General features: G+C 70.2%; 22 protein-coding genes and 1 pseudogene. 13 read left to right on the top strand and 10 right to left on the bottom strand.

The genetic code is table 11. The annotated features are described in order from the left end of the window. The first annotated feature begins 18 nt into the window (after positions 1–18). The 4 genes and pseudogenes from SACPADRAFT_RS24980 to SACPADRAFT_RS0202220 all read left to right on the top strand — a co-directional run bounded on the left by SACPADRAFT_RS24980 (position 19) and on the right by SACPADRAFT_RS0202220 (position 8,606). On the top strand, positions 19–6,489 hold the full coding sequence (locus SACPADRAFT_RS24980; RefSeq protein WP_233357104.1) for a polymorphic toxin-type HINT domain-containing protein: 6,471 nt from the start codon (positions 19–21) through the stop codon (positions 6,487–6,489). A gap of 61 nt (positions 6,490–6,550) precedes the next feature. Continuing rightward, a complete protein-coding gene (locus tag SACPADRAFT_RS30195) occupies positions 6,551–7,051 on the top strand; it encodes an Imm21 family immunity protein (protein ID WP_028662150.1) in 501 nt (166 codons plus the stop codon). Between the two features lie 131 nt (positions 7,052–7,182). After that, positions 7,183–7,990, top strand: a pseudogene (locus tag SACPADRAFT_RS30190) (IS5 family transposase). 118 nt (positions 7,991–8,108) lie between these two features. Further along, on the top strand, positions 8,109–8,606 hold the full coding sequence (locus SACPADRAFT_RS0202220; protein WP_084258250.1) for an Imm21 family immunity protein: 498 nt from the start codon (positions 8,109–8,111) through the stop codon (positions 8,604–8,606). Positions 8,607–8,666: 60 nt separating this feature from the next. On the opposite strand, the gene SACPADRAFT_RS31110 is transcribed toward SACPADRAFT_RS0202220, so the two are convergent. Both SACPADRAFT_RS31110 and SACPADRAFT_RS0202210 read right to left on the bottom strand, forming a co-directional pair. Continuing rightward, on the bottom strand, positions 8,667–9,257 hold the full coding sequence (locus SACPADRAFT_RS31110) for a superoxide dismutase family protein (protein ID WP_007023697.1): 591 nt from the start codon (positions 9,255–9,257) through the stop codon (positions 8,667–8,669). Between the two features lie 77 nt (positions 9,258–9,334). Further along, positions 9,335–10,096 carry an SGNH/GDSL hydrolase family protein gene (locus tag SACPADRAFT_RS0202210; protein ID WP_007023696.1) on the bottom strand — a complete coding sequence of 254 codons (762 nt, stop codon included), beginning with the start codon at positions 10,094–10,096 and terminating at the stop codon, positions 9,335–9,337. 121 nt (positions 10,097–10,217) lie between these two features. Between SACPADRAFT_RS0202210 and SACPADRAFT_RS24975 the strand changes: the two genes are divergently transcribed. After that, complete coding sequence (locus SACPADRAFT_RS24975; protein ID WP_040923815.1) at positions 10,218–10,880, top strand: universal stress protein; 663 nt, start codon at positions 10,218–10,220, stop codon at positions 10,878–10,880. A 170-nt stretch (positions 10,881–11,050) separates the two neighbouring features. Then, positions 11,051–13,816, top strand: coding sequence for an HAD-IC family P-type ATPase (locus SACPADRAFT_RS0202200; RefSeq protein WP_007023694.1), 2,766 nt, complete (start codon positions 11,051–11,053; stop codon positions 13,814–13,816). Here SACPADRAFT_RS0202200 and bla read toward each other — a convergent pair. Continuing rightward, positions 13,794–14,708, bottom strand: coding sequence for a class A beta-lactamase (gene bla, locus SACPADRAFT_RS0202195; protein WP_007023693.1), 915 nt, complete (start codon positions 14,706–14,708; stop codon positions 13,794–13,796). The two genes, SACPADRAFT_RS0202200 and bla, sit on opposite strands and share 23 nt — an antisense overlap. A 56-nt stretch (positions 14,709–14,764) precedes the next feature. On the opposite strand from bla, the gene SACPADRAFT_RS0202190 reads away from it, so the two are divergent. From SACPADRAFT_RS0202190 to SACPADRAFT_RS0202175, 3 genes are all read left to right on the top strand, one after another. Further along, the gene (locus SACPADRAFT_RS0202190; protein WP_007023692.1) at positions 14,765–15,694 is read left to right on the top strand and encodes a LysR family transcriptional regulator; all 930 of its coding nucleotides are present in this window, start codon (positions 14,765–14,767) and stop codon (positions 15,692–15,694) included. After that, entirely contained in the window at positions 15,691–16,590 is a 900-nt protein-coding gene (locus tag SACPADRAFT_RS0202185) for a serine hydrolase (protein ID WP_007023691.1), read from the top strand. The genes SACPADRAFT_RS0202190 and SACPADRAFT_RS0202185 overlap by 4 nt, the downstream gene beginning before the upstream one ends. Before the next feature lie 314 nt (positions 16,591–16,904). Beyond that, complete coding sequence (locus tag SACPADRAFT_RS0202175) at positions 16,905–17,324, top strand: type II toxin-antitoxin system VapC family toxin (RefSeq protein ID WP_028662147.1); 420 nt, start codon at positions 16,905–16,907, stop codon at positions 17,322–17,324. 19 nt (positions 17,325–17,343) lie between these two features. Here the strand turns inward: SACPADRAFT_RS0202175 and SACPADRAFT_RS24970 are convergent, their stop codons facing one another. Together SACPADRAFT_RS24970 and SACPADRAFT_RS0202165 are read right to left on the bottom strand one after the other, a co-directional pair. Beyond that, positions 17,344–18,291 (bottom strand): NAD-dependent epimerase/dehydratase family protein, encoded by a 948-nt coding sequence (locus SACPADRAFT_RS24970; protein ID WP_007023689.1) that lies wholly within the window; start codon positions 18,289–18,291, stop codon positions 17,344–17,346. A 79-nt stretch (positions 18,292–18,370) separates the two neighbouring features. Beyond that, positions 18,371–19,318, bottom strand: coding sequence for a LysR family transcriptional regulator (locus tag SACPADRAFT_RS0202165; RefSeq protein ID WP_007023688.1), 948 nt, complete (start codon positions 19,316–19,318; stop codon positions 18,371–18,373). 212 nt (positions 19,319–19,530) lie between these two features. Between SACPADRAFT_RS0202165 and SACPADRAFT_RS0202160 the strand changes: the two genes are divergently transcribed. Together SACPADRAFT_RS0202160 and SACPADRAFT_RS0202155 are read left to right on the top strand one after the other, a co-directional pair. Continuing rightward, entirely contained in the window at positions 19,531–19,716 is a 186-nt protein-coding gene (locus SACPADRAFT_RS0202160; RefSeq protein ID WP_007023687.1) for a ferredoxin, read from the top strand. Beyond that, positions 19,713–20,894: an NAD(P)/FAD-dependent oxidoreductase gene (locus tag SACPADRAFT_RS0202155; RefSeq protein ID WP_007023686.1), complete on the top strand. Its 1,182-nt coding sequence runs from the start codon at positions 19,713–19,715 to the stop codon at positions 20,892–20,894. The genes SACPADRAFT_RS0202160 and SACPADRAFT_RS0202155 overlap by 4 nt, the downstream gene beginning before the upstream one ends. Before the next feature lie 78 nt (positions 20,895–20,972). On the opposite strand, the gene SACPADRAFT_RS0202150 is transcribed toward SACPADRAFT_RS0202155, so the two are convergent. From SACPADRAFT_RS0202150 to SACPADRAFT_RS0202135, 4 genes are all read right to left on the bottom strand, one after another. Then, positions 20,973–21,389, bottom strand: a complete 417-nt coding sequence (locus tag SACPADRAFT_RS0202150) for a PIN domain-containing protein (RefSeq protein ID WP_028662146.1) — start codon at positions 21,387–21,389, stop codon at positions 20,973–20,975. Further along, positions 21,386–21,604 carry a type II toxin-antitoxin system VapB family antitoxin gene (gene vapB / locus SACPADRAFT_RS0202145; protein WP_198048244.1) on the bottom strand — a complete coding sequence of 73 codons (219 nt, stop codon included), beginning with the start codon at positions 21,602–21,604 and terminating at the stop codon, positions 21,386–21,388. Before vapB ends, SACPADRAFT_RS0202150 begins: the two co-directional genes overlap by 4 nt. 210 nt (positions 21,605–21,814) lie before the next feature. After that, positions 21,815–22,993, bottom strand: coding sequence for a cytochrome P450 (locus SACPADRAFT_RS0202140; RefSeq protein ID WP_007023684.1), 1,179 nt, complete (start codon positions 22,991–22,993; stop codon positions 21,815–21,817). A gap of 204 nt (positions 22,994–23,197) precedes the next feature. Further along, positions 23,198–23,827 carry a LysE family translocator gene (locus SACPADRAFT_RS0202135; protein WP_007023683.1) on the bottom strand — a complete coding sequence of 210 codons (630 nt, stop codon included), beginning with the start codon at positions 23,825–23,827 and terminating at the stop codon, positions 23,198–23,200. 237 nt (positions 23,828–24,064) lie between these two features. Between SACPADRAFT_RS0202135 and SACPADRAFT_RS0202130 the strand changes: the two genes are divergently transcribed. Then, the gene (locus SACPADRAFT_RS0202130) at positions 24,065–24,622 is read left to right on the top strand and encodes a YceI family protein (protein WP_007023682.1); all 558 of its coding nucleotides are present in this window, start codon (positions 24,065–24,067) and stop codon (positions 24,620–24,622) included. Positions 24,623–24,677: 55 nt separating this feature from the next. Then, positions 24,678–25,571, top strand: coding sequence for an LLM class flavin-dependent oxidoreductase (locus SACPADRAFT_RS0202125; protein WP_007023681.1), 894 nt, complete (start codon positions 24,678–24,680; stop codon positions 25,569–25,571). 30 nt (positions 25,572–25,601) lie between these two features. On the opposite strand, the gene SACPADRAFT_RS24965 is transcribed toward SACPADRAFT_RS0202125, so the two are convergent. Beyond that, positions 25,602–26,250: diacylglycerol/lipid kinase family protein (locus tag SACPADRAFT_RS24965; RefSeq protein ID WP_007023680.1), on the bottom strand; the 649-nt coding region annotated here is incomplete at its 5' end.

Here is a 26,250-nt window from a genome sequence, read left to right as displayed (position 1 = left end):
CAGGCCGGTGACCTGCCGGTGGCGGTCGCGCCCGTGGTGGACTCCGCGCCGGAGGCCGAGGCGGCGCCCGACGCGGAGTCCACCGATCCGCCGCGCGTGCGGATCCGGACCGTGAGCAGAGCGGAGGCCACGAAGGCGGGCGTCAACGGGTTGGCGTTCACGGTCGCCGACGCCGGCGGGGCCGCCGGGACGCCGTTGTCGGTGCGGGTGGATTACAGTGCGTTCGCCTCCGCGTACGGCGGTGATTACGGATCACGTCTGCGTCTGGTGGAACTCCCGGCGTGCGCGTTGACCACTCCGGATCGCGCGGAGTGCCGCGCGGCCACACCGGTCCGGAGTGACAACCACGTCGGACGGCGACAGGTCACCGGCGAGATCGCCCCCGCGGCCGACGGTGCGGCCACGGATCCCGGGGCGGAGGGCACCGCCGAAGCCGCTCCCACCGTGCTGGCCGTGCAGGCCGGAGCTTCCGGGGCCGGAGGCTCGTTCGGTGCGACCGACCTGTCTCCGGCGGGGAGCTGGTCGGCCGGCGGATCCAGCGGAGACTTCACCTACTCGGTGCCGTTGCGGGTTCCCCCGGCCCAGGCCGGGTCCGCGCCGAAGCTCGGGCTGGGATACTCCTCCGGGACGGTCGACGGACGGACCAGCGCCACCAACAATCAGGCTTCGACCGTCGGGGACGGGTGGGAACTCAGCGCCGGCGGGTTCATCGAACGTCGCTACAAGGCCTGTTCCGAGGACCTCGGCGGTAACCAGGGCGAGCGCAAGACCGGGGACCTGTGCTGGGCCACCGACAACGCGGTACTCAACCTGAACGGGATCACCGCGAAACTGGTGAAGGACTCCGAGACCGGGCGGTGGCATCCCGAACACGACGACGGCTCCCGCATCGAGCGTCTCACCGGCGCACACAACGGTGACGACAACGGCGAGTACTGGAAGGTCACCGCCACCGACGGAACCCAGTACTTCCTCGGCCGCAACCGACTGCCCGGCTGGCAGGAAGGCAAGCCCGAGACACACTCGGTGCAGACCGTACCGGTACACGGCAACAACTCGGGAGAACCCTGCCACGCGGGTGATTTCGACTCCGCCTGGTGCCAACAGGGCTACCGGTGGAAGCTCGACTACGTCGTGGACCCCGACGGCAACGTCACAACCTACTACTACGCGCCCGAGACGAACCGTTACGGCCGGAACCAGGACGCGAACAAGCAGACCAGCTACACGGCGGCGGCCAATCTGCGGCGCATCGAGTACGGACTACGGGCCGACGCGGTCTACGCTCCGGCACCCGCCCGGGTGTGGTTCGACCTCGCCGAACGTTGCCTGCCCACGCAGGACTTCGCGTGCGAACCGGACCAACTCGACGAGGACACCGCCGACCGGTGGCCGGACGTGCCCTCCGACCGGATCTGCGCGGCGGGGGAGACCTGCGACAACCAGCACTCGCCCGCCTTTTTCACCCGCAAGCGACTGGTGAAGGTCCGCACCCAGGTACGCGAGCACACCGACGGCGAACCACGGTGGCGTGACGTCGACTCCTGGACACTCCGGCACCAGTTCCCGGATACCGGCGACGGGCTGTCCCCGGCGCTGTGGCTGGCGGGGATCACGCACACGGGCCTGGCCGGTGGGGAGCAGAGCCTGCCGGAGATGACGTTCCACGGTCGCGCGCTGCACAACCGGGTCGACACCGGCGACGACAATCTCCCACCGATCACCCGCTTCCGCATTCAACGCGTGGTCAACGAATCCGGTGGCGTCACCGAGGTGGAGTACTCCGACCACGAGTGTGTGGCCGGGGAGAACATGCCGGACAGCCCCGAACACAACGACATGCGGTGCTTCCCCGCCTGGTGGATCCCCGAGTTCGGCTACGAACGCCAACGCGGCTGGTTCCACAAGTACGTCGTGACCGCGGTGACCGAGGACGCCCGCACGAACGGATCGCAGCTCAAGAAGACGTTCTACGACTACAAGGGCGGCGCGGCCTGGCACTTCGACGACGCGGTGTTCACCGATATGGAATACCGCACGTGGTCGCAGTGGCGCGGATACGGGCTGGTGCGCACCACCGTCGGTGAACCGGGCACCACCCAGTCGGTCAGCGAGGAACGCTATCTGCGGGGCATGGACGGTGACCGGCTCCCCGACGGCGGGACACGCTCCGTCGAGGTGACCGACTCCGAGGGAGGCACCGTCACCGACCAGGAACAACTGGCGGGGTTCGTCCGCGAAACGATGCAGTACGACGGGGACGAACTGGTCTCGTCCTCGATCAAGGATCCGTGGGTGCACGGCCCGACCGCGAGCTCGGGCGACGACGAGGCCTACCTGACCGACACGGCGGCGGTCCGGGGCCGGACCCTGCTCGAGGACGGTTCGTGGCGGCGCACCGAGATCAACAACACCTTCGACGACTACGGCAACACGATCCGCGTCGAGGACCTCGGTGACACCGCCGTCGACGGGGACGAGACGTGTTCGCGGACCACGTACCTGCACAACGACGAGGCCTGGATCCACACCCGCCACTCGGAGATCCGGGTGGTCGGACTGCCGTGCTCGGCGGGAGAGGGTGACGACGAGGACCTGATCTCCGACACCCGGTTCTTCTACGACGGCCGCGCCTTCGGTGAGGCACCCGTCGCGGGCAACCTGACCAGGAGCGAACGGTGGACCGGTGCGGAGTACCAACTCTCCGAACGCACCACCTACGACGATCTCGGCCGCGCGGTGGAGGTGGAGAACGCCCTCGGGGAGACGCTTTCCACCAGCTATCAGCCCGGTCCCGGGTTCCCGCTGCGCACGATCACCAAGACGAATCCGGCGGGTCACACCTCGACGACCACACTCGATCCCGCTCGGGGCCAGCCGGTCTCCGAGGTCGGCTACAGCGGGGAGCGCGCCGACATCGCCTACGACCCGCTCGGCCGCGTCGTGCGCACCTGGGCACCGGGACGATCCAAGGCCGACGGCGACTCGCCGAACAGCGAGTTCGCCTACGAGTACCGGGTCGACGGGCCGACCGTGGTCACTACGCGTGAGTTGCGCGGGGATGGCGAGTACAACACCTCGTACACCCTCTACGACGGGATGCTGCGCGAGCGGCAGAACCAGATCCCCGCGGTGTCCGGTGGCCGGGTGGTCACCGGCTGGTTCTACGACTCCCGCGGCAACAAACACAAGGTCAACGGCGCATTCTACAACGAGAATCCGCCGGAGCCCTCGGTCCTCGGCGTGCTGGACAACGCCGTTCCGAACCAGACGGTGACCGAGTTCGACGCCCAGGGGCGGGAGACCGAGGTCATCCAGCGCAAGCTCGGTGTCGAGCAGTGGCGCACGAGCAGTACCTACGGCGGTGATCACGTGTCGGTGGTCCCGCCCGAGGGCGGCACCACCACGACGGTGTTCAAGGACGTGCGCGGCGAGGTCGTCGAACGGCGACAGCATCACGGCCGCAGTCCGGACACCGACTACGACAGTACGCACTACGACTACGATCCGGCGGGTCGGCTCGTGTCCATGACCACGCCGGACGGGTCCGAGTGGGGGTACAGCTACGACGTGCTCGGGCGCAAGGTCGCCGCGCACGATCCGGACAGCGGAACGACCCGCTACACCTATGACGAGCTCGACCGGCTGATCAGCAGTACCGACGCCCGGGGTGCGACCCTGCGCACCGAGTACGACGTGCTCGGCCGCACGGTCGCCGAGTACGAGCGCTCCGGCCCGGACGCCCCCGAGGTGAAGACGGCGAGCTGGAGCTACGACGGTCTGCGGGACGGGCTGTTGGACGAGTCCACCCGTTGGGTCGACGGGAAGGCCTACACCGAACGGGTCGAGTGGTACGACGAGGCACTGCGTCCGACCCGGCAGAGCATCAGCGTCCCCGAGTCCGAGGGCGCGCTGGCGGGGACGTACACCTTCCGCACCTCCTACAACGCCTACACCGGGGACGTCACCTCGGAGACCCATCCCGCGGCGGGCGGACTCAGCGCCGAGATCGTCTACCACCGTTACAACGAACTCGGTCTGCCGACGAAGACGTACGGGCTGGAGACGTACGCGCAGGAGCACCTGTACTCGAAGTACGGTGAGACGCTGCGCCTGACCCGGGGCGACGGGGCGAACACCGTCTACACCTCGATGTTCTACGAGGAGGGCACCCGCAGACTCGACGAGGTCGACATCCAGCGCAACTCCGCCGAGGGTGCCTACATCGCCAAGCGCTCGTACGACTACGACCCGGACGGCAACATCACCCGGGTGGCCGATTCACCGCCGGGTGCGGTCGGCGACGTGCAGTGCTTCGAGTACGACTACCTGGAGCGGCTGGAACGGGCTTTCACTCCGGGGAACGGGGACTGTGCGCAGGAGCCTTCGGTCGAGACGCTCGGCGGGGCGGCGCCGTACTGGCACGACTACTCGTACGACCTGAGCGGCAACCGTACCGAGGAGGTGCAGCACACCGCCGAGGGCGAGGTGGTGCGGACCTACGAGTACGGCGGCGCGGACGGCTCCCAGCCGCACACCCTGCGCTCGGTGACCGAGACCGGTCCGGACGGCACGTCCGAGGACACCTACGGCTACGACGCGGCGGGCAACATGACCAGCCGCAACGTCGCCGGCTCACCGCAGGAGATCGAGTGGGACGCGGCCGGACGCACGTCGAAGATCACCATGCACGACGGCCGCGAGTCGGAGTTCATCCACGACGCCGACGGGGAACGGCTGCTCAAACGCGAGTCCGGCATCACCACGCTGTACCTGCGGGGGATGGAACTCGTCCTGCAGAACGCGACCGGGGAGGTCACCGGCAAGCGGTACTACGACCACGGCGGGGAGACCGTGGCGGTGCGCAGCTCCGGGGACGACGGTGGATTGTCGTTCGTGTTGCCCGACCATCAGGGCACGAACTCGATCGCGGTGGATGCCGAGACGCTGGCCGTGAGCCAGCGTCGGCAGGACCCGTTCGGCGTTCCCCGGGGTGAGCAGCCGGAGTCATGGCCGGACGACAAGGGTTTCGTCGGCGGTACGAAGGACGAGTCGGGGCTGACGAACCTGGGAGCGCGGCAGTACGAACCGGAGAACGGCCGATTCACCTCCGTGGATCCCGTGCTGGATCCGAACGATCCGCAGCAGATGAACGGCTACGCCTACGCCAACAACTCCCCGGTGACGAACTCGGATCCGAACGGGCTGTACTGGAAGACCGTGACGGTGGCGCGGCTGGTGCAGGTCACCATCCATCTGCGGGTCGAAGTCTGGTTCACACCGTTCATTCCGAAGATCTACCACATTCGGATCTCCTTCCTGGCGGTGCAGTACTTCACCTACCGGGTGTGGGTCGATCCGCCGAAGCGGAGACAGTCGCGTGACGCTCACCAGGAAGCGTTACGCGAAGCGGGAATGAGCGAGCAGGAGTACCAGGCCGCCAAACAGGCCGCCGCGGACAAACGCAGTTGGATGGAGGTCGCGCTGGCGAACGCCGGCGATGTGGCCGCCGAGGTCACCGGGATCCGCGGCATCATGGACAACTGCGTGAACGAGTTCAATCTGGCCAAGTGCGGGTTGGAGGTCGCGTCCGCGATCCCGTGGGCCAAGGTGTTCCGGTTGCCGAAGATCGTCGCCAAGGTGAAGGACGCCGTGCAGAACACCGTCCGGTGGATGCGGCGGCGGGACAAGGCTCAGGCGAACCTGCGGAAGGTGCACGAGGCGGAGCGACGGCTGTCCCGGGAGTGCAACAGCTTCGTTCCAGGCACGACGGTGTTGCTGGCCGACGGGACACGAAAACCGATCGAGGAGATCGAGCTCGGTGACCAGGTGTTGGCCACCGACCCGGACACCGGCGAGTCGACGCCGCGTGCGGTGGTCGCCACGATCATCGGCGAGGGCGAGAAGACCCTCGTCGAGATCGACACCGCCGACGCGGCCGGGGGCGACACCGATTCGATCGTGGCCACCGCGGAACACCCGTTCTGGACCGGTCCGATCGACGGCTGGGTGGACGCCGACGACCTGACACCCGGAAGCTGGCTACGCACCGGCTCCGGAACCTGGATCCAGGTCACGGCCGTCGAATCCCGTACCGCACACCAGCGGGTCCACAACCTCACCATCGACGTCGACCACACCTACCACGTCGGTGACTGGTCAGTCCTTGCCCACAACACCAACGACTCCTGTGACATACCGGGTATCACCAGCCCCGGGCCCTATGCCGGACAAGGCGTTGACGTTTCTCGAACGAATCACCCGAAAGCGAGGGTGCCGGAACGTCGGGCAGTCAACGAAGAGGGCAGTAGATATGGATGCCACAACTGTGGAACAAAGGATCCCGGGACGCCAAGGGGGAATTGGGTAACAGATCATCAACCGCCGCGTAGCTTGAATGTTGATGGCAATCCGCAAAAGTTCTACCCCCATTGTGCCTCCTGTTCGAGTTCTCAAGGTGGTCGACTGAGTGGGAGAGGGAATGGGTAGCACTTGACTACTCGTCCCGCGAAGTGAGATCGTTGGCAACTGGCGAAGAAAGGTGTGAGTAATGAGTGCTGAATGGGTAGAGTCGGGTGGCGGTCCCCTCATTGCGATCCCCGAGTCGGTGCTCGGTCGGTGGTTCGGAGCGTTCGGGGGCACCACCGATGTCGAAGATTATGATCGTGCCTGTTCGATCTACGATTACGTTGGTGTTATCGAAGTAGGTGGGAAACCTGCATTGGTTCTCGCTGGTGAGCCAGCGGCTACAACGTTCTTGCCGGAGGCGCGAATGTTCGTCAGGGCGGTGGCAGGAGATGCGGAGGACGACGAGTTCGTCGCGCTTGTGCCGAGCGTGGTCGCCGAAGCGCGGTGGGAGTCAGGTGCTGAGATCCTGGTGCAGGAGCCCTTGGTGGTGTTCGACTCGGCGTATCAGTTCGCGCGGTTGAAGGAGGACGAGTTCATCCGTGTGGATATTCCTTCCGGACGATACCGCGTGAGAGCTGCAGAGGAAGAGTGGGGAGACGCGGCAGTGATGATACTCGTTCAATTGGTCAGCGTTGAGTCCTGATCAAGAAGGTGAAGGGCCCGGCGGTTCTCGGACGGCTCGTTAGAGGGTGTCTCGCGTGGTGAGGTGATGGTGCTGGGGTGGGTCGGCGTGTCTGTTGTGACTGGTGTGGTTGGTGGGACAGGGTTGTTGGTGTGGTTGATCAGTTGTCGCGGCGGCTGGTGCCGGACGAGTTGTGGGAGATCGTGGCGCCGTTGATACCAGGGTTCGAGCCTCGGCCGCAGGGTGGTGGGACCGCGCCGGCGGATGCGCGGGCGGTGTTCACCGCGATCGTGTTCGTGCTGACCAGCGGGTGTTCGTGGCGGCACCTGCCGGACAGTTTCGGGGTCAGTCACCAGATCGCGCATTGCCGGTTCACCGCTTGGACCAGGGCCGGTCTGTGGCCCCGGCTGCATCGGGAGGTGCTCGATCGGCTCGGCGCGGCCGGCGAGCTGGACTGTCGGCGGCGATCGTGGACGCGGCCAGCGTCCGCGCGAAAAGGGGGGATCCCTGACCGGGCCGAACCCGGTCGATCGCGGCAAACGCGGCTCCAAGCTGCACGTGCTCTCCGACGGCGCCGGTATCCCACTCGCCGTCGCGGTCTCGGCGGCCAACACCCACGACAGCCAAGCACTCCAGCCTCTGGTGAGGGCGATTCCCGCCCTCCGCTCCCGCCGCGGGCCCCGCCGTCGCCGACCCCACACACTCCGCGCCGACAAGGGATACGACATCCCACACCACCGCCAATGGCTACGCCGCCGCGGCATCACACCCCGCATCGCACGACGTGGTCTCGACACCAGCGAACGCCTCGGCCGCTACCGCTGGAAAATCGAACGCACCCTCGCCTGGCTCACCGGCCACCGACGCCTCACCCTCCGCTACGAACGCAAAGCCCACCACTTCACCGCCTTCCTCACCCTCGCCGCCGCCCTCGCCTGCTGGAAAAAACTCACCACATGAGACAACCTCTTGAAATCCGAGGTGACGGCTTGCTCATGGAGCCGTTGATCTGGCGTTCAGAATGGTAGCTGATGTTGCTCGGGCCGATTGAGCCAGAAGATCGTCTGCGGTCGGAGTTGTGACTGTTCAATGGGTTGAGACGGAAGGCGGTCCTCTGATCGGTGTCCCGGAGTCCGTGCTGGAGCATTGGTCCGGGGTGTTCGGTGCGGACGGGGGAACGGATGATTACGCGCGGGCGTGTGCGGTCGGGGAGTTGGTCGGAGCCATCGACGTCGGTGGGCGAACGGCTCTGATTCTCGCGGATGAGCCTGCGGACACGGTGTTTCTCACTGAGATGCGGATGTTCGTGCGGGTGCTGTCCCAGGATGCCGAGGACGATGAGGACGTGCTGGCAGCGGTGCCCGAGGCGGTCGCGGGGGCCCGGTGGGAGTGGGAGACGGAGTTCGTGGTGGACGAGCCTCTCGTGCTCTTCGACTCCGCGCTCGGCTTCGACAGGCTGGGTGCGGGAGATTGGCTCCGTGTCGAGCTGCCGACCGGACGTCATCAGGTGTGGTGGGCAGACGTGGAGGTTCCTGAGGTCGCTGAGCTGCGTCTCCTGCAGTTCCGGCTCGAATGACGCAAGGACCGGCGGGGCGGTGCGGGTCTCCGACCGACCCGCACCGCCCGGGGTGATGTCTTACAAGTCCGCGCAGGCGAACTTGGTGCCGGTGTCGTCGTCGAGGTGCAGCAGGATCGCGTTGGCGCCATCGCTGTCCGGGTCTGCGTTGGTGACGGTGGTGGAGGCGCTGCCCGCGGAGTCGGTGGTGAACATCAGGTGCACCTCGTTCGGCGGCTGGGCCGGCCCGTCGGGGTCGAACCGGAAGTGCGGCCCGCCGTCGTCCGGTTCGCAGGGCTCGGCATGCAGGTGCGAGGTGTACTTCGTGTCCGGTTCCAGGCCGGTGACGTCGACGGTGACCGTGGTGCCGTCGTCGTGCCGGGCCAGCCACACGGTGCCCCGCACCGACTGCGGTGCGCTCTCCGGCGCGGACGGCAGCACCGCGAAGGAGCCCTCGACGACCTCCGCGTCGGGGATCTCGTCGGCGGGCGTCGGGTCCGCGGCCCGGCTCGCGGCGGTGTCAGGGTTCGCGCCGGAATCGTCGGCGCTCGTGCCGGTCGCGCTCGGTGCGGTTTCCCCCTCCGCCCCGCTGCCGGCGTCGGCGCCGCAGGCGGCCAGGGTCAGCGTGGCGACCGCCGCCACCGCGGCCGCTGAGGCGTTGAGGTGTCGCATGCCCGGCGAGTGTAGACCTGCCCGGACCGACCCGGCGGCACGGTGTCGGACCGTGTGGGCCCCCGCACACCCACCACTCAGGACACCGGTTCCGGGTGGGGGCGTTTCGCGGTGTGCCCGTCGCCGGACGAGCGTCCGGTGATCCTGCGCCACAGCCACGGTGCGAGGAAGGTGGCGGCCCACCGGGCTTCGTCCGCGACGGTCCGGACCGGTCCGGGTGACGGGTGTCCCGGCAGCGGGCGGGTCCACGAGTCGTCGACGTCGGGGACGCCGAGGGCGTGGGCGAACCCGTGGCCGAGGCGGGCGTGGCCGAGTGGGTTGAGGTGCAGCCGGTCGGTGCTCCAGATCCGCCGGTCGGTGCACACCGCGTGCCGGTCGGTCTCCACCACTGCGGCGCCGTGCCGGGCGGCGATGTCGCGCACCCGCTCGTTGAACGCGGCCAGTCGGGGTGCCAGGCGGCGGGCGAGCGGAGCGATGGCGCCGATGTCCGGGTAGGTCAGGGTGGCGACCCGGGCTCCCCCGGCGGTGAGCGCGCCGACCATCCGTTCGAGGTGGTCGGCGACGGTGTCCACGTCGCATCGGGGCCGGATGAGGTCGTTCAGTCCGGCGGCGACGGTAGCCAGGTCGGGTTCCATCGCCAGGGCCGGTGCGAGTTGTTCGGCGTGGATCTGGCCGATCCGTCTGCCCCGCACGGCGAGGTTGGCGTATTCGAGGCCGGGGCTGTGCGGGGCGAGCCGTTCGGCGAGTCGGTCGGCCCAGCCGCGGTGGCCGTGCCGGTCGTCGCCGTCGCCGATCCCTTCGGTCTGGCTGTCGCCGAGGGCGACATACCGTGCGTACATGGGCGCCTCCCTCCCCACCGGCCCGAAGACACGGTACCCGACCGGTGGTCGGTGACGGCGCCGCGCGGCGCTCGGCGGACGAGCGGACACGGTGCGCACGGTCGGCGTAATCTGGCCGGGCATGAACACCGCACTGGTGGTCGTCGTGATCGTCCTCTGGGCCGGTACCGGGCTGGTGACCGGCCTCTGGATGATCCGCCGCGGGCACGACCCGTTCTGGATGGCCGTGGCGGTGGCGTTGGGGCCGTTGTTCGTGCCCTCCGCGCTGGAGCGCGCGGAGCGCCGCCCACGGCGGGCCGCCCCGCTCCCGGAAGCGGACGCGGGACCCGAGCCGTCGCACGGGCCGTGGGTGCTCGTGGGATTCGACGGATCCCCGGAGGCGGAGCAGGCGGTGACCACCGCGTTACGCCTGCTCGGCCCCCGGGCCGGTCTCCTGGTGGTCGCCGAGGTGGTCTCCTACGACACGACCGCGGACGAGGCGGACGGGCCGATGGAGGCGGCGCGGGACCGGCTCGACGAGGCCACGGCGCGGATCCGGGACGCCGGGGTGGTGGCGCGGTCCGAGGTGCTGGCGGGGCCGCCGGGCGAGACACTGCGGCGGTTCGCCGTGGCGCAGGGGATGGATCTGCTCGTCGTCGGTCGACGCGGCCGGGGGAGGTCCCTTCGGTGGCTCGGCGGGGTGTCGACCGAGGTGGTCGGACGGTCGTCGGTGCCGGTTCTGGTCGTGGGCTCCGCCCCCGCCGACGGATCCGGGGCAGGATCCGCGGTGCGCGAGGAACGGTGAGCGGCCACCGCCGGGGCGGGGAAGGTCGCTCGTCGCCGTCCCCGCTGGGGGAGACGGTGTAGCCCGACCGGGCCAGTTTTCCCGGCGCGCCCGCCGAGCACGGCGATGTGCCGGCGCCGATCGGGTAACCGGGCCCGACAGTGCCGGTGCGGGTCGAAGGGGGTGCCGAGGTGACGCGGTCGCGATCCCCGTCCCCGTCCGGGCACCACCGACTGCCGGTGCACGAGGTGGTGCTCCTGCTGGGCAGCGACCGGCACCGGGGCCTGGGTACCCGGGAGGCCGCCGACCGGCTCGGGCGGTTCGGGCCGAACACGCTGCCCTCCGCGGCGCGCACCGGGCCGCTGCGGCGTGCCCTGCGGCAGTTCCACCATCCGCTGATCTACGTGCTCCTCGTCGCGGGGGTGATCACCGTCGCGTTGGGCCAGCACGTCGACTCGTTGGTGATCTTCGGCGTGGTGGTGATCAACGCGCTGGTGGGATTCGTGCAGGAGTCCCGGGCGGAGGCCGCGCTCGAAGGTCTGCGGTCGATGGTGCGCACCGACGCCCGGGTGATCCGGGACGGGCACGAACGGACCGTGCCGTCGGCCGACCTCGTGCCCGGGGACCTCGTCCTGCTGGAGGCCGGGGACAAGGTGCCCGCCGACCTGCGGCTCACCCGCACGGTGGAACTGCGGGTGAACGAGTCGGCGCTGACCGGCGAATCCTCCCCGGTGGCCAAGGACGAGGTCGTGCTGCGTGAGGACGTCCCGGTGGCCGACCGGGGCAACATGGCGTACTCGGGCACCCTGGTCACCACGGGCGGCGGGGCCGGGATCGTCGTCGCCACCGGCACGCAGACCGAACTGGGCGCGATCCACCGGCTGGTCGGCGCCGCCGAGGATCTGCAGACGCCGCTGACGGCGAAACTTGCCCGGTTCAGCCGGATCCTCACCGTGGGCATCCTCGCCCTGGCCGCCGTCACGTTCGGGGTGGGGCTGCTGCGGGATCAGGACGCGGTGGAGACGTTCGTCGCCGCGATCGCGCTCGCGGTCGCGGCCATCCCGGAGGGGCTCCCGGCGGCGGTCACCATCACGCTGGCCATCGGCGTGTCCCGGATGGCCCGGCGGCGAGCGGTGATCCGGCGCCTGCCCGCCGTGGAGACACTGGGCGGCACCACGGTCATCTGCTCGGACAAGACCGGCACCCTCACCGAGAACCGGATGACCGTGCGGACCCTGTGGACCCCCGGCGGGGTGTACGAGGTGAGCGGCGCCGGCTCCGCCCCGGAGGGGACGGTGCGGGACACCGCGGGCGCACCGGTGCCCGTGGAGGCCGACCGGGCGCTGCGCTGGTCGCTGCTGGCCGGCGCGGCCTGCACCGACGCCACCCTCGCCGAGCACGACGGGCGGTGGGAGACCACCGGCGACCCGACCGAAGGGGCGATGCTGGTGGCCGCCGCGAAGGCGGGCCTCGAACCGCGTCGGGTCGCGGAGTCGCTGCCCCGGGTGGCGACGATCCCGTTCAGCTCCGAGCGCCGGTACATGGCCACCCGGCACCGCGACACCGCGGGCGAGCTTTCCGGGCACGTGGTGCTCGCCAAGGGGGCGCTTGAGCGGGTACTGGAGCTGTGCGACGCGCAGCTGGACCGCGACGGGACGGTCCGGCCCCTGGACACCGCCGCCGTGCGGAGGGCGGCCGACGACCGGGCCGGGCGGGGGATGCGGGTGCTGGCGACGGCGGCGCGGTGGGAAAGCGGTCCCGGCGACACCGAGGTCCGGGATACCGACGCTGCGGGGGAGGCCGCGCTCGGTACGGAGATCCCGCCGGGCAGCCTGGTGCTGACCGGGTTCCAGGCGATGCTCGACCCGCCGCGCGCGGCCGCGATCGACGCCGTGGCGGCCTGTCACACCGCCGACATCACGGTCAAGATGATCACCGGGGACCACGCGGCGACCGCCACCGCGATCGCCGACCGGATCGGCCTGGTCGACGGCCACCCGCACACCGACCGCGCGGTGTTGACCGGTGCCGACCTGGACGCGGTCCCGGCCGAGGAGTTCCCGGACGCCGTGCAGCGGGCGGGTGTGTTCGCCCGGGTCTCGCCGGAGCAGAAGCTGCGGCTGGTGGAGGCCATGCAGACCCGGGGGCACGTGGTCGCGATGACCGGGGACGGGGTCAACGACGCGCCCGCACTGCGGCAGGCCGACATCGGCATCGCCATGGGGGAGACCGGCACCGAGGTCGCCAAGGACGCCGCGGACATGGTGCTCACCGACGACGACTTCGCCACCATCGAGGCCGCCGTCGAGGAGGGCCGGGGCGTGTTCGACAACCTGACGAAGTTCATCACCTGGACGCTGCCCACCAACGTCGGCCAGGCCCTGGTCATCCTGTCCGCGATCGCGGTCGGTGCCACGCTGCCGATCCTGCCCACCCAGATCCTGTGGATCAACATGACCACCGCCGTCGCGCTGGGCCTGATGCTCGCCTTCGAGCCCAAGGAGGCCGGGATCATGACCCGGCCGCCCCGTGACCCGGGCCGTTCGCTGCTCACCCGCGCACTGGTGGTGCGCACCCTGCTGGTGGGTGCCCTGCTGGTCGCGGGTTCGTGGTGGCTGTTCCGGTGGGAGCTGACGCAGGGCGGTGCGAGCCTGCCCGAGGCCCGCACCGCCGCGCTGAACGTGTTCGTCGTGGTCTCGGCGTTCTACCTGGTCAGCTGCCGGTCCCTGGTTCGTCCGGCGTGGCGGATCGGGCCTCTGTCCAACCGGTGGATCCTCGCCGGGGTCACCGTGCAGGCGCTCGCGCAGCTCGCCCTCACCTACCTGCCCGCGCTGAACGCCGTGTTCGACACCGCACCCCTCGGCGTGGACGTCTGGCTGCGGATCCTGGTGATCGCCGTGCTCACCAGCCTGGCGGTGGCCGCGCACAAGCGGGTCAGCGCAGTGCCGCGACGGTGACGCGGGCGGCCTCGGCGAGCAGTGCGTCGTCGTACTCGGCGTCCGGCCGGGCACGGTCGGACAGCACCACGAGCACGATCGGCGCCCGCTCCGGCGGATACAGCACCGCGATGTCGTTGCGGGTGGCGTATCCGCCCGCGCCGGACTTGTCCTCGACCTGCCAGTCGTCCGGCACTCCCGCCTGGATCAGGTCGGCGGTCAGCGGCGGGTTCCGCATCGCCTCGCGCAGGATCGTCCGCTTTCCGGGCGGGAGCACGTCGCCGAGCACGAGCTTCCGCAGGTTGGTGGCGAGGGCGCGCGGGGTGCTGGTGTCCCGGATGTCGTCCGGTGCGGTGTCGTTCAGCTCGGGTTCGTACCGGTCGGCGTGGGAGACGGTGTCGCCGAGTTCGCGCAGTGCCCGTTGCAGCCCGGCCGGGCCGCCCAGTTCGTCCAGCAGGAGGTTCTGGGCGGTGTTGTCGCTTTTCCGCACGGCCGCTTCCAGCACCGCGCGCAGCGTCATCCCGGTGTCCACGTGCTGTTCGGTCACCGGGGAGTAGGACACGAGGTCTTCGCGGCTGTAGGTGATCCGCTCGTCGAGCCCGTCCAGGGTGGTGCGTTGCAGCACGGCCATGGCGGTGAAGGGCTTGATCGTGGAGCAGAACGCCCAGCGCTCGCCGGCGCGGTGGGTGATCTCCGTACCGCTTCCCGTGTCGAGGGCGTACACACCGAGCCGGGCCGAGTAGCGGCGCTCCAGCTCCGCGAAGTCCGGCCGCGCGGGGGAGTCCGCCCGCTCGCCGACCGGCGTCGTCGGTGACTCGCGGGGGCCGGGTGTCGGGTGTGCGGCCTCCTGCGGCGCACACCCCACCAGTAGCACCAGCAGCAGGGCCGGAACGGCCCTGGTCAGGAATCGCATCGTCGCTCCTCTCCGGATCGTGCTGTCGTCCGGCGCAGTCTCGACCGGAGGCGGTGATGCCGTCCAAGACACGAAGCGGCGGTTCCATACCGGATCCGCATAATGGTGGTGTGGACCTGGTCAGTGGCTGCCGTGCCTTCGTGGCGGTGGGCGAGTCCGGTGGCTTCACCCGCGGGGCCGCCTCCCTCGGGATTCCGCAGCCGGTGGCCAGCAGGCGGATCGCCGCGCTGGAGGAGCACCTCGGTGACCGGCTCTTCGACCGTTCCGCCCGGCGTGCGCACCTCACGCCGTTCGGGCGGGACATGCTGCCGTGGGCGCAGCGGTTGGTGCACCTCGCCGACGCGATGGAGCGGGACGCCGACCGGGCCCGGCTCCGCCCGGTGTCGGTGGCGGTTCCGGACCTCTGCCGGAGTCGGGACCTCGCCGAGCTCGACATCCAGGCCCGCGCGCAGGAACTGTTCCTCGAGTTCCGCCCGGCGCCACCCGGGCGGCGCTCCGAGTTGCTGCGCGGCGCCGACGTCCGCGCCGCGCTCGTCGCCGTGCCCGCGGACGAGGCCACCTGGACCGTGCCGCTCGGGCTGGGCAGCGCCCTCGCCCTGCGGCAGGGCGCGGTGCCACTGGAGGCGCTGCGGATCGGGCGCTCCGCGAAGAACCCGCATCGGCGGGTGTGGGTGCAGCCGGAGGACGACGTCCCGCACGTGCGGGATCCGCTGCTGCATCTGCGGGACCGGGTCGGGCTGCGGCCGGGGCAGGTGAGCGTGGCGGAGTCGCTGGTGTCCGCGGTGGCGACCTGTTACGGCTCGGCCGACCTGCTGGTGTGCTCGCGGGCACAGGCCGCGGAGTTCGGGCTGCACTGGCGGGAGATGGCGGGAACGAATCCGGCCCGCGGATACGAGATCAGCGCGGACGTCGGCGACGAGGCGGAGCGGCTCCGCGCCACGCTGTCGGACCCGATCGCGCGGTGTGTGGGGGTCGAGCGGGCGTGAACACGGCACGGCTGGTGGCCGACCTGGCCGCCGAGCTCGACGAGGGCGGACTGCGGGGGTCGTTTCTGGTCCGCGACCTGGACACCGGTCGGGAGGTCGGCATCGAACCGGACCTGGCGTTCCCGCTCGCCTCGCTGATCAAGGTGCCGTTGGCTGCGGTGACCCTGGACCGCATCCGGCGCGGGGAGCTCTCCGGGGACGACGTGCTGGAGGTACGGCCCGGGCGGGACTCCACGCCCGGAGGGACGGGAACGACGCGGTTCCGGCACCCGGCGTGGGTCGCGCTCGACGATCTGCTCTCCCTGGCGTTGACGATCAGCGACAACCTCGCCGCCGACACCCTGTTCGGGCTCACCCCGCCCGCCGAGGTGACCCGGGCGCTGCGCGACTGGGGACTGCGGGGGATCACCGCCCGGCACCTCGTCGACGACCTGGCGCGCACCCCGGAGGAGCGGTTCGAACCGGACCGTGCGCACCTGGCGCACTCGCTCGCGATCGGCGCCGCCACCGCCGGGCGCGGCCACCACATCCCGCAACTCGACGTGACGCGGGCGAACTCCGGCTCGGCGCGGGCGTTCGCGGACCTGCTGCAGGCACTGTGGACGGCGTCGGCGATCCCCGACGAGGTCGCCGGGCGGGTGCGGGAGATGATGGCGGCCAACCTGATCCGGCACCGGCTCGCGCCCGACTTCACGTCGGATGCGGCGAGCTGGGCGTCCAAGACCGGCACGGTGCTCAACCTCCGTCACGAGGCCGGGGTGGTCGAACACGCCGACGGCCGCGCCTTCGCCGTCGTCGCCCTCACCGAGTCCCGCGTCCCGGCGGTGCGCCAGCCCGAGGCGGAGGCCCTCATGGCCCGCGTCGCCCGCCTCCTGCACGACCACCTCCGCTGGTGACCGGGGTCGACCACAGAGATGAAAAGCCTCGATGTTCGGCACCGTCGACGGCACCGCTCGGTGACATGAGCCACCTGGTTGGCATCGACCCTGTACACTCGGAACGTGACATCGGAGAGGCAGGAGCTCGAGCGTCTCGTGCGGCAGTTGCCCGATGAGGAAGTGCCGCATGTACTGGAGGATGTCCGGAGGCACTTGCACCCGGTGCGGGAAATGCCCTGGCCGCCGGCGTGGTTCGGCGCGGCCACGGGGCGTCGCCGCGACACGTCCGAACGGGTTGACCAACTACTGGCGGATGGGTTCGGCCAGTAGGGGTGCTGATCTGTGATACAGGTCCCTTGGTGGCCGCTGCGCTCCACGCCGACATCCATCACCATGAATCCGTCGAGTTGTTCACCGGAATGCATCTCGCGGGACGAGATCTCGTTTTGCCTCCTCTGGTGATTGCCGAGGTTGGCTATCTGTTGGCGAGGGAGGCGTCTGCGGAGGTCGAGTCCTCGTTTCTGCGCTCGCTCGCTGATGGCGCCTTCAAATCGGTTGAGCTGACAAGAAGCGATTACGGCCGTATGGCAGACCTCGTCGGTCAGTATGCTGATCTTCCTCTCGGCGCGACCGACGCCGCCGTGATCGCACTCGCCGAGAGGCTGGGCGTCGACGAGATCGCCACCATCGATCGGCGGCACTTCACGGTCGTACGACCGCGTCACGTCCGGGCCTTCACCTTGTTGCCGTGATAGCTTCGTCCGGTGTCTCTCACCACGCCGGGCCTGCGGGGGTGTTGCCGGAGGGGCTGAGTTCGTCGGCGAAGCCCTGCCGCCACGACGGGTGGACCGGTTGCCAGCCGAGTTCGCGTTTCGCCTTGGCGTTGGAGAAGGCACGCCCCTCGGTCATCATGCCCACCAGCATTTCCCCGGCCACCAGCCGGGCCAGCCACGTGGGGATACGCCGCGGGGGTTTCGCCCCGGCGCACCGCGCGAGGTGCGGCAGCCATTCGCGGACCGGTGCGGGGTCGTCGTCGACGATGTTGAACACGCCGGTCGCCCGCTGTTCGACGGCGAGGACGGTGGCCTCGGCCGCGTCGTCGAGGTGCACCCAGGAGAAGTGTCCGGTGCCGTCCCCGACGAGTGGGAACAGGCGTTTGCGCACCAGCCGCACCTGGTCGTCGGTGGCGCCGGGCCCGTAGAAGCTGCCGTAGCGCAGCACCCCGCCGCCCGCCGCGGTCACCGTGTCCTCCAGGTGGTTGACCGCGGTGGTGCCCTCCAGCACCTCCAGCGGGTCGTCCTCGGTCTTCACCCAGCCGCCCCGGCGGATCCCGTTCATGCTGCCGTGGCTCTGCGCGAGGACGTGCGAGACACCGGCCGTCGCGGCCGCGGCCAGCAGGTTGTCGATGCCCGCACTGCGCAGCCGGTTGGTCGTCGCGAAGAACCGGTCGGGCCTGCGGAAGTCGGGTTTCCCGGCGTGTGCCGGGGACAGGGCCGTCATCTGGTTCACCACCGTCTCCGGCCGGGCGGCGGTGACCGCCGCCTCGACCGCGGCCGCGTCCAGGCCGTCCATCACGACACCCTCGGCGCCCAGTTCCTCCAGCATCGGCAGCCGGTCGGCGTTGGTCGTCGTCGCCGTCACCTGGTGGCCCCGGGCCACCAGCCGCGGCACCAGCCGACGCCCGAGGACACCGCTACCACCCGCCACGAACACGCGCATCACGTCCACCTCCCGATCCGATACTGACTCCTGTTCCGGAGACGAGCCGGACCGGCGGTCTGTGACACGGCCGGGCCGACTACGCCGTCTCCGGTGACCGCAGACCCAGGGACCCGGCGGTCTCGACGAGGATTCCCCGCAGCCAGCTCCGGAAGCTCTCGTCCACCAGCCACGGGTTCCAGATCATGTCGATGCCGAGGGGGCGGACGGGGAACGGGAACTCCTCGATGCGCAGCCCGAGGGAGTCCCGTAGGGCGGAGGCCGCCCGCAGCCGGTGCAGCGCCACCCCTCCGGACCCGGCGACGACGTGCGGGATCAGCAGGTAGTCCGACACCCGGTCGCGCACCGTGTACGGGAGGTGGTGTTCGTCCAGCACGTCGTACGGGAAGATGCGCTGCGCCGCGTCGAACACCACGTGCGGCAACGTCGTCAGCAGGTCGGTGGCACTCGCCTCGGCGGGGGCGTCCGGGCCGGCGATCACGACCCACCGGTCGTCGTAGAGGTGTTCGCGGGGATGCGGCGACGCGGTGGTGTCCGACAGCAGCAGCACGTCGCTGCCCTCGTCGGTGAAGGTGTCCTCGGACACCGCCGTGGCGGTCCGCAACCGCAGTGTCGCGTTCGGCGCGCGGCGGGCCACCAGCCGCGCGAGGGTGCTGCCGAGGACCAGCGCCTTGCTGGTCGTCATGGTCACGGTGATCACGCGGTGGTCGACGGCCGGGTCGAAGGACGGCGGGTCCACGAGGTGCGCGGTCCGGTGCAGGGCCTGCCGCAGCGGGACGACCAGCTCGGCGCCGCGCGGGGTGAGCGTGGTGTCGTTGCCGCGCCGTACGAGCAGTTCGTCGCCGAGCAGCCGCCGCATCCGGCGCAGGGCGTGGCTCATCGCGGGCTGGGACAGCCCCACCCGGGACGCCGCCCGCGTCACCGACCGCTCCTCCAGCAGTGCCAGCAGCGGCACCAGCAGGTTGAGGTTGACCGAGGCCAGGCGCGCGAGCTCCGGGTCCGTCGCGGACGTCTCGTGCTCGCTCATGCACGTCTCCCGGGAGTCGGTGTGCGGGACCGTTGACCGCGTCGGTATCGACAGTGTGCATGTCGATAATGTCAGGGATTCATTGGACCACAACCGTACGCCCGTCCTAGGCTGCCCGGTACCGACACCTCCGCCGCCGCGGGATCCCGGCTCCGTCGTCGATCCGCCGTGCGGCACACATCCGGGGTGTCGATCCCGACCACGGAGGAATCATGCGGATCGTGCTGGACCGGCCGCGCTGTGAGGGCCACGGCCTGTGTGAGGAGGCGGCGCCGCACCTCATGCATCTCGACGACGACGGTGAACTGATCCTGGACCGGGAGACGGTCGACGACGACGCCGACGCGGCGAAGGCCGCGGTGCGGGTGTGCCCGGTCGCCGCGCTCCGGCTCGAATGACGGTGTCCCGGAGGGACCGGGTGGTCGTGGTCGGCAACGGGATCGCGGGGCGCACCGCGTGCGACTCCCTGCGCGACTCCGGATTCGACGGCGAGATCACCGTCGTCGGCGCCGAACACCACCCCCCGTACAGCCGCCCCGCGTTGTCGAAGGCCGCGCTGGTTGACGGCGGCGAGCTGACCGCGCACCGGCTGCCCGAACCGACGCACGGCGCGACGGAGTTGTTCGGGACCCGGGCGAGGCACCTCGACATCGAGCGCAGACGCGTCTCCCTCGACGACGGGACCGACCTGCCCTACGACGGACTCGTCATCGCCTCGGGCTCCCGGGCACGACGGCTCGCTGCCGGGGACGGCGACGGGCAGGCCGAGGGTGCCGTCGACGAGGTGACACTGCGCGAGCTGGACGACGCGGTCGTCCTGCGGCGCAGGCTGGCGGGCAGACCGTCGGTCGCCGTGGTCGGGGACGGCCCGCTCGGCACGGAGATCGCCTCCGGCTGCCTCGCCGCCGGCTGTGAGGTCACCCTGGTCTCGCGCGGCCGCCCGCTGGCCGACCAGCTGGGGCCGTACCTGTCCGACCTGTTCACTTACGCCGCACGCGAGCACGGGCTCCGCCTCGCGTACGCCCGGTCGGCCGGGGTGGCGAGCTCGGGCGGACACCCGGTCGTCGTGCTCGACGACGGCGCGCACCTCGAGGCGGAGCTGGTGATCTCCGCGGTGGGCGACGTCCCGAACGTCGGGTGGTTGGCCACCAGCGGGCTGCTCACCGACGGCGAGCTGCGGGTCGACACGCGCGGGCGCCTCCGCCCGGACATCGTGGCCGCGGGCGACGTCGCGGCGTTCCCCACCCGGCACGGCATCCGGCGCGTTCCACTGTGGACCAGCGCCGTCGAGCGGAGCAGGGGCGCCGCCGCCGCGCTCGTACACGGCGACGCCGCCGCCGAGGTCGACTTCCACCCGTACTTCTGGACCGAACAGTTCGGCCTGAGCCTGAAGGCCTGCGGCAGTCTGCCCGCACCGGGCGTCCCGGAGGTCGTCGACGGCGATCCCGCGACTGGTAAGGCACTGCTGCGCTGGCCCCGCGACGACGGTGCGGGCACCGCGGTCGCGCTCAACTACCGGTACCCGGTGCCGAAACTGCGCCGACTGAGCCGCGCCACCCCCGGGGACGGCATCTGACCCCGGCTTCGCCGGGGCAAGCTACGTTGAAGCCGTTGCTGAGTGGTTCGACGAGGTCGCGGTGTAATCTCTCGGGCGTCAATCGGACGTTTGGAGGCGGTGCGTTTCCTGCCCAGTCACGTCAGCGATGACTTCGAAAGCCTTGTCGACATGGAGAACGGCAAGGCGATCCAGTTCGGCGATCGCGGCTATGAGGATGTCCGGTACAGAGGGAGTCCGATGGTGCCCCGCGTGTGCCAGCCGCCTCTGGACTTCGACAGCGCGCCGCTCTGCGGCGGGTGTAATGCTCGCGAGAGGCATGAGCGCAACAGGCGGCATCTCAACACGATTAGTCCAGTCGGTGACGCCCTGTGCCGAGTGCCCGATCTCAAGGATCGTCGGGGTCGCGACCTGTACCAGTCCGCGTTCGATACGCCGGGACCACAAATCCGCATCCGGGCTCGCGCCGAGACGCGCGAGTGCCGACTTGTCGATCAGCCATGCCGTCTCGATCACGACCAGGCTCCACGCATCAGATCTTCGTCCGCCAGGTCGGTGAACTTGGCGAATTGATCGGGCGTCACCACACCGGACCCACGGACGGCGTCCTTGGCGATCTGCCGACGCAGATATTCCCCGCGAGAGAGGCCGAGAGCGGCAGCGCGTTCGTCAATGTATTGCAACTCGTCATCAGGTACGTTGCGGATAAGTACGTCAGTCAAGGGAGCCACCTCCGATAGCAAAGGAGATCACGTTCCCGTCGGGTCTGCGCCGGTCTCGCCTCCGGTGGCTCTCCGATCGCGGTGTGTGAGGCCGATGGGACATCCCATGTTAATCGCCTGGCTGGGCCAGTACCGACGTAGCCCCTGCCAAGAAGCGCGACGGCCACGGTGCCGCCGGTCGCAACCGGAGCGGACACCGCGGCCGTCAGTGTGGAGGTCTCAGGCAGGCTCGATGCCGACCACGGGCAGCCGGTCGAGGCTGCGGGTCATGTTGCCCAGCAGGCGCACCGGCTCGCCGATCGTGTACCGCCGGACGTGCCGGGCGAGCGCACCGAGGACGGCGGACGCCTCCAGCCGGGCGAGGCCCTGTCCGGCGCAGCTGTGCACGCCGTAGCCGAACGAGAGGTGGTCGACCGGGTTGCGCCGGAGGGAGAAGGTGTCCGGGTCCTCGTAGTGGCGCGGGTCCCGGTTTCCCGCGCCGAACAGCACCGCGACCTGGGATCCGGCGGGCACGGGTGTTCTCGCGATCTCGACGTCCCGGGTGGCCCGTCGGCCGAAGGCGTGCACCGGCGCCTCGTACCGCAGTACCTCGTTCAACGCGGCCGGGATCAGGCCCGGGTCGTCGCGGACGAGGTCGAACTGGTCCGGGTGTTCGGCGAACAGCCGGACGGCGTTGCCGATCGCGGCGATGGTGGTGTCCATCCCGGCGGCGATGTACTGGTGGATGATCATGCCGCAGTTCTCGTACGGGATCTCGCCGCGGTCGGCCGCCTCGAAGATGGCCCGGCCCATGCTGCCTTCGGTCAGGTCCTCCGCGCGGGCGGTGTGTGCCCATTCGAAGAGTTCGCCGGCGAGCGGGAAGGCCGCCCGGGTGCGGGCGTTGTCCGGGCCGAGGCAGTCGAACGCCGCCGCGCCCCACCGGAGGATGTTCTCCCGGGCGGTGCCCCGGACACCGATGAGGTCCGCGACCACCGCGAGCGGCAGTGCCCGGGCGAGGTCGTCCATCGCGTCGAACGACCCGCGTGCGACGAGGTCGGCGACCATGGTGTCCGCCTTGCTCTCGATGTCACCTTTGAGTTTGCGCAGCGCGCGGGGGGCGAGGTTCTCCGTGAGGACCTCGCGCAACTTCTGGTGGTCCGGCGGGTCGGTGGTCAGGGTGGTGCCGACGAGGACCTCGTTCATCCGGTCGTTGAAGGCGACGGTGTCCGAGGAGAAACTCTCCCAGTCGGCCAGCACCTCCCGGATCGCCTCGTACCGGGTCACGGCGTACACCCCGACCGTGTCGAGCCGGACGACCGGGCCCTGCTCCCGCAGGTCCGCGAAGTAGGGATACGGGTCCCGCAGGACCTCGTCGGCGAACAGGTCGAGATCGGACGAGGCCCGTGTGTCCACAGCCATCGGGGCACCTCACAGTGCTGGTCGGGCTCACGACGGTGCCGCGTCGCACCGTCGCGGAACGCTGATCGGGTGGCGGGCGCGGCGCGGGGCGGGATCCGTGGCCGGACCGTGTCGGCACGCCGTGCACCGCTGGCCACATTCAACGGCCCCCCAGTCCATGACACAAGTGAATACTGTGCATGTCACGGATGCACGAGTTGGATGTCAGTCGAGCAGTGGGAGCGCCATCCAGATCGCGACGCCGACCAGCGTCCCGGCGAACAGCCGGTCGATCAGCCGGCGCGACCGCGGGCTCCGGAACAGCGCGGTGAGCGTGCGGCCGCCGAACGTCCAGACGAGGAAGGCAACGAGATTGTTCGCCGTGAACACCAGAGTGACGAGCAGGATCGGCAGAGCGTCGCCGTTTTCCGCGGGACGCAGCGCCTGGCCGAACATCACGGCGATGATCGAGTACGCCTTCGGATTCAGCAGCAGGACGACCGCCCCGGCCCGGAACCCGATGCCCGGTCTCCCGTCCGGCGTCGAAGGGGTGTCCCGATCCGCGGTGTCCCGGGCGGTTCGCAGGAAACCGAATGCCAGCCAGACGACGTAGACGCTGCCGGCGGCGCTGAGCACCGTCGTGAGAACGGGGTGTTCGGGGAACGTCGCTCCCAGGCCCAGTCCGATCAGCAGGGTGACCAGGAACGTGGCGACGTGGTAGCCCACGAGCGCCGGGACCGCGGCCCGCGGTCCCCTGGCGGCGCCGAGCGCGGCGAAGAACGTGTTCCCCGGACCGGGGCTGTAGGCGAGGGGGAACAGGAACACCAGCAGTGCGACGACCGTGTCCGCGCTCATGCGGGTCGACCGACGATCGGGTGGATCATACGGTGATCATCCGACCCGCGCTGGTCCGGCGCTGGCGGGAATCGGCCCGGACGGTGCGGGGAACAGGTCCCGGGGGACCGGTTCCGGAGGCACCCGCCCCCGATCGTGGCCCTCAGCGGCCCGGGCCGTGCTCCGGCATCCTGGTGTCGTGGGAGGAAGCCGCACAGGTTCCCACCGGCAGGAGCATCCACCGTCCGGAGGTGCCACATGACCAGCCCGTCCGACCAGGCGCAGTTGACCGGCGACTACACGATCGATCCCGAGCACACCCGCATCGGGTTCGTCGCCCGGCACGCGATGATCACCAAGGTGCGGGGCTCGTTCAACGAGTTCGAGGGCACCGTCCACGTGGACGGCGACAATACCGCCGATTCGTCCGCCGAACTCACCATCCGGGCCGCGAGCATCGACACCCGCAACGCCGACCGGGACGGTCACCTGCGCAGCAACGACTTTCTGGCCATGGAGGACTACCCGGAGATCACCTTCCGGTCCACCGACATCGCCCGGACGGGCGAGGACACCTTCGACGTCACCGGCGACCTCACCGTCCGGGGTGTGACCCAGCGCGTGACCATCCCGTTCACCTTCGAGGGGCAGGCCGTCGACCCGTTCGGCAACAGCCGGATCGGCTTCGAGGGCTCGACCACGATCAACCGCCAGGACTTCGGGGTGCGGTGGAACGCCCCGCTGGAGACCGGCGGGGTGCTCGTCGGCGACAAGGTCGTGCTCGAGTTCGAGGTCTCGGCCATCAAGCAGAGCTGACGTGGGCACCTGAGCGGTGAGGGAACCGAGGACACCGGCGGCGAACCGCCCCCGTGTGGGTGACTACGGGAGACCGTTGCGGTTCGGCGTGTTCCTCACCCCGGATGCCGGGGCGGTGGAGCATGTGCTGACCGTGGCGACGACCGCCGACCGGCACGGGCTCGACCTGATCGGCATCCAGGACCACCCGTATCAACCGCGGTTCCTGGATGCCTTGGCCCTCATGGCCACCGTCCTGGCCCGGACGGAGCGGGTACACGTCTTCCCGGACGTGGCCAATCTCCCCCTGCGGCCCCCGGCCGTGCTCGCCAGGACGGTGGCTGGTCTCGATCTGCTCTCCGGCGGGCGCGCGGAACTCGGCCTCGGTGCCGGTGCGTTCGTCAAGCCCATCCGTGCCATGGGTGGGCCGGTGCGGAGCCCGGCGGAGGCCGCCGACGCGTTGATCGAGGCCGTCGCCCTCATCCGGGCTCTGTGGTCGGACGTACCGTCCGTCCGGATCGACGGCACATACTATCCGGTGGACGGTGTGCGGCCCGGTCCTGTACCGGCGCACCGGATCGGTCTGTGGCTGGGTGTGTCCGGTCCGCGGCTGTTGGCGGAGGTCGGGCGCTCCGCCTGCGGGTGGGTGCCTACTTCGAGCTACATCCCACCGCACGAGCTGCCCGACAGACACGCCCGCATCGACACGGCCGCACAACGGTCCGGCCGCGACCCGGCTGAGATCACACGCGTCTACAACGTGTTCGGCACCGTCACGGACGGACCCTCCCGCGGATTCCTTTACGGGCCCCCCGACCAGTGGATCGACCAGCTCACCGAACTCGTGCTGGAGTACGGGATGGATAGTTTCGTACTCGGAACGGAGGGTGACGACCTCGCCCAGATCCGTCTCTTCGCCGAGGAGATCGCTCCGGCGGTGCGCGCAGCGGTCGCCGACGAACGCGGGTGACGAAATCGCCGGCCGGGACGGCACCGGGCACTACGGGACGACGAGGTCGAGGGCGGCGGGCCGGACGCGGACGGTGACCGGCAGTTCGCACAGGTAGTCGCCGTCGGCGTGCACCGGGACGGCGCGGTCGGCGTCGAGGGTGATCCTGGTGGCCGTGCGCACGCTGACCGCGTCCGAGTGGACGTGCGCCCCGGTCTTCGCCTGGCCGAGGAAGCGGATGATGCGGTGCCGGGGTGCGTCGGCGACGGTGAGCACCTCCAGGGTGCCGCTGTCCAGCCGTGCGGAGGGCACGATGTGCAGCCCGTGGCCGTACCGGCCGGAGTTGGCCACGACCACCTGGTGCCGCCGCGCCGTCGTCGTCTCCGTGTCGGTGGTCAGGGTGAACTCGGGTGCCGACCACCGCAGGATCACGCCGAGCGGGGCGAGCCGGTAGACGAGGTGTCCGGGCAGCCACCGGTTGCGGTTGATCGCCTCGGTGGCCACGGAGTCGACGCCGACGTAGACGTTGCCGAGGATGATGTGGCCCGCCGCGTCGAGGACGTCGACGGTGCGGGTGGCGCCGCGGGCGAGCATCGCGGCGAGGTCTTCGGCGCCGGTGGGCAGGTCCAGTCCGCGGGCGAGGTCGTTGCCGCGTCCGGCCGGGACGATCGCCATGCCCGCCCCGGTCCCGTACACGCCC

Origin of the sequence: Saccharomonospora iraqiensis subsp. paurometabolica YIM 90007 (assembly GCF_000231035.2) — a bacterium.
Taxonomy (GTDB): domain Bacteria; phylum Actinomycetota; class Actinomycetes; order Mycobacteriales; family Pseudonocardiaceae; genus Saccharomonospora; species Saccharomonospora paurometabolica.
Note: the sequence above shows the minus strand (reverse complement) of the source record. Positions and strands in the feature narration are given on the sequence as shown.

Coding starts and splice junctions, on each gene's coding strand:
- SACPADRAFT_RS30195 (WP_028662150.1), top strand. CDS start 6,551: ATGAGTGCTGAATGGGTAGAGTCGGGTGGCGGTCCCCTCATTGCGATC.
- SACPADRAFT_RS0202210 (WP_007023696.1), bottom strand. CDS start 10,096: ATGTACGCACGGTATGTCGCCCTCGGCGACAGCCAGACCGAAGGGATC.
- SACPADRAFT_RS0202140 (WP_007023684.1), bottom strand. CDS start 22,993: ATGGCTGTGGACACACGGGCCTCGTCCGATCTCGACCTGTTCGCCGAC.
- SACPADRAFT_RS24975 (WP_040923815.1), top strand. CDS start 10,218: ATGAACACCGCACTGGTGGTCGTCGTGATCGTCCTCTGGGCCGGTACC.
- SACPADRAFT_RS0202135 (WP_007023683.1), bottom strand. CDS start 23,827: ATGAGCGCGGACACGGTCGTCGCACTGCTGGTGTTCCTGTTCCCCCTC.
- bla (WP_007023693.1), bottom strand. CDS start 14,708: ATGCGATTCCTGACCAGGGCCGTTCCGGCCCTGCTGCTGGTGCTACTG.
- SACPADRAFT_RS0202155 (WP_007023686.1), top strand. CDS start 19,713: ATGACGGTGTCCCGGAGGGACCGGGTGGTCGTGGTCGGCAACGGGATC.
- SACPADRAFT_RS31110 (WP_007023697.1), bottom strand. CDS start 9,257: ATGCGACACCTCAACGCCTCAGCGGCCGCGGTGGCGGCGGTCGCCACG.
- SACPADRAFT_RS0202130 (WP_007023682.1), top strand. CDS start 24,065: ATGACCAGCCCGTCCGACCAGGCGCAGTTGACCGGCGACTACACGATC.
- SACPADRAFT_RS24970 (WP_007023689.1), bottom strand. CDS start 18,291: ATGCGCGTGTTCGTGGCGGGTGGTAGCGGTGTCCTCGGGCGTCGGCTG.
- SACPADRAFT_RS0202190 (WP_007023692.1), top strand. CDS start 14,765: ATGCCGTCCAAGACACGAAGCGGCGGTTCCATACCGGATCCGCATAAT.
- SACPADRAFT_RS0202160 (WP_007023687.1), top strand. CDS start 19,531: ATGCGGATCGTGCTGGACCGGCCGCGCTGTGAGGGCCACGGCCTGTGT.
- SACPADRAFT_RS0202165 (WP_007023688.1), bottom strand. CDS start 19,318: ATGAGCGAGCACGAGACGTCCGCGACGGACCCGGAGCTCGCGCGCCTG.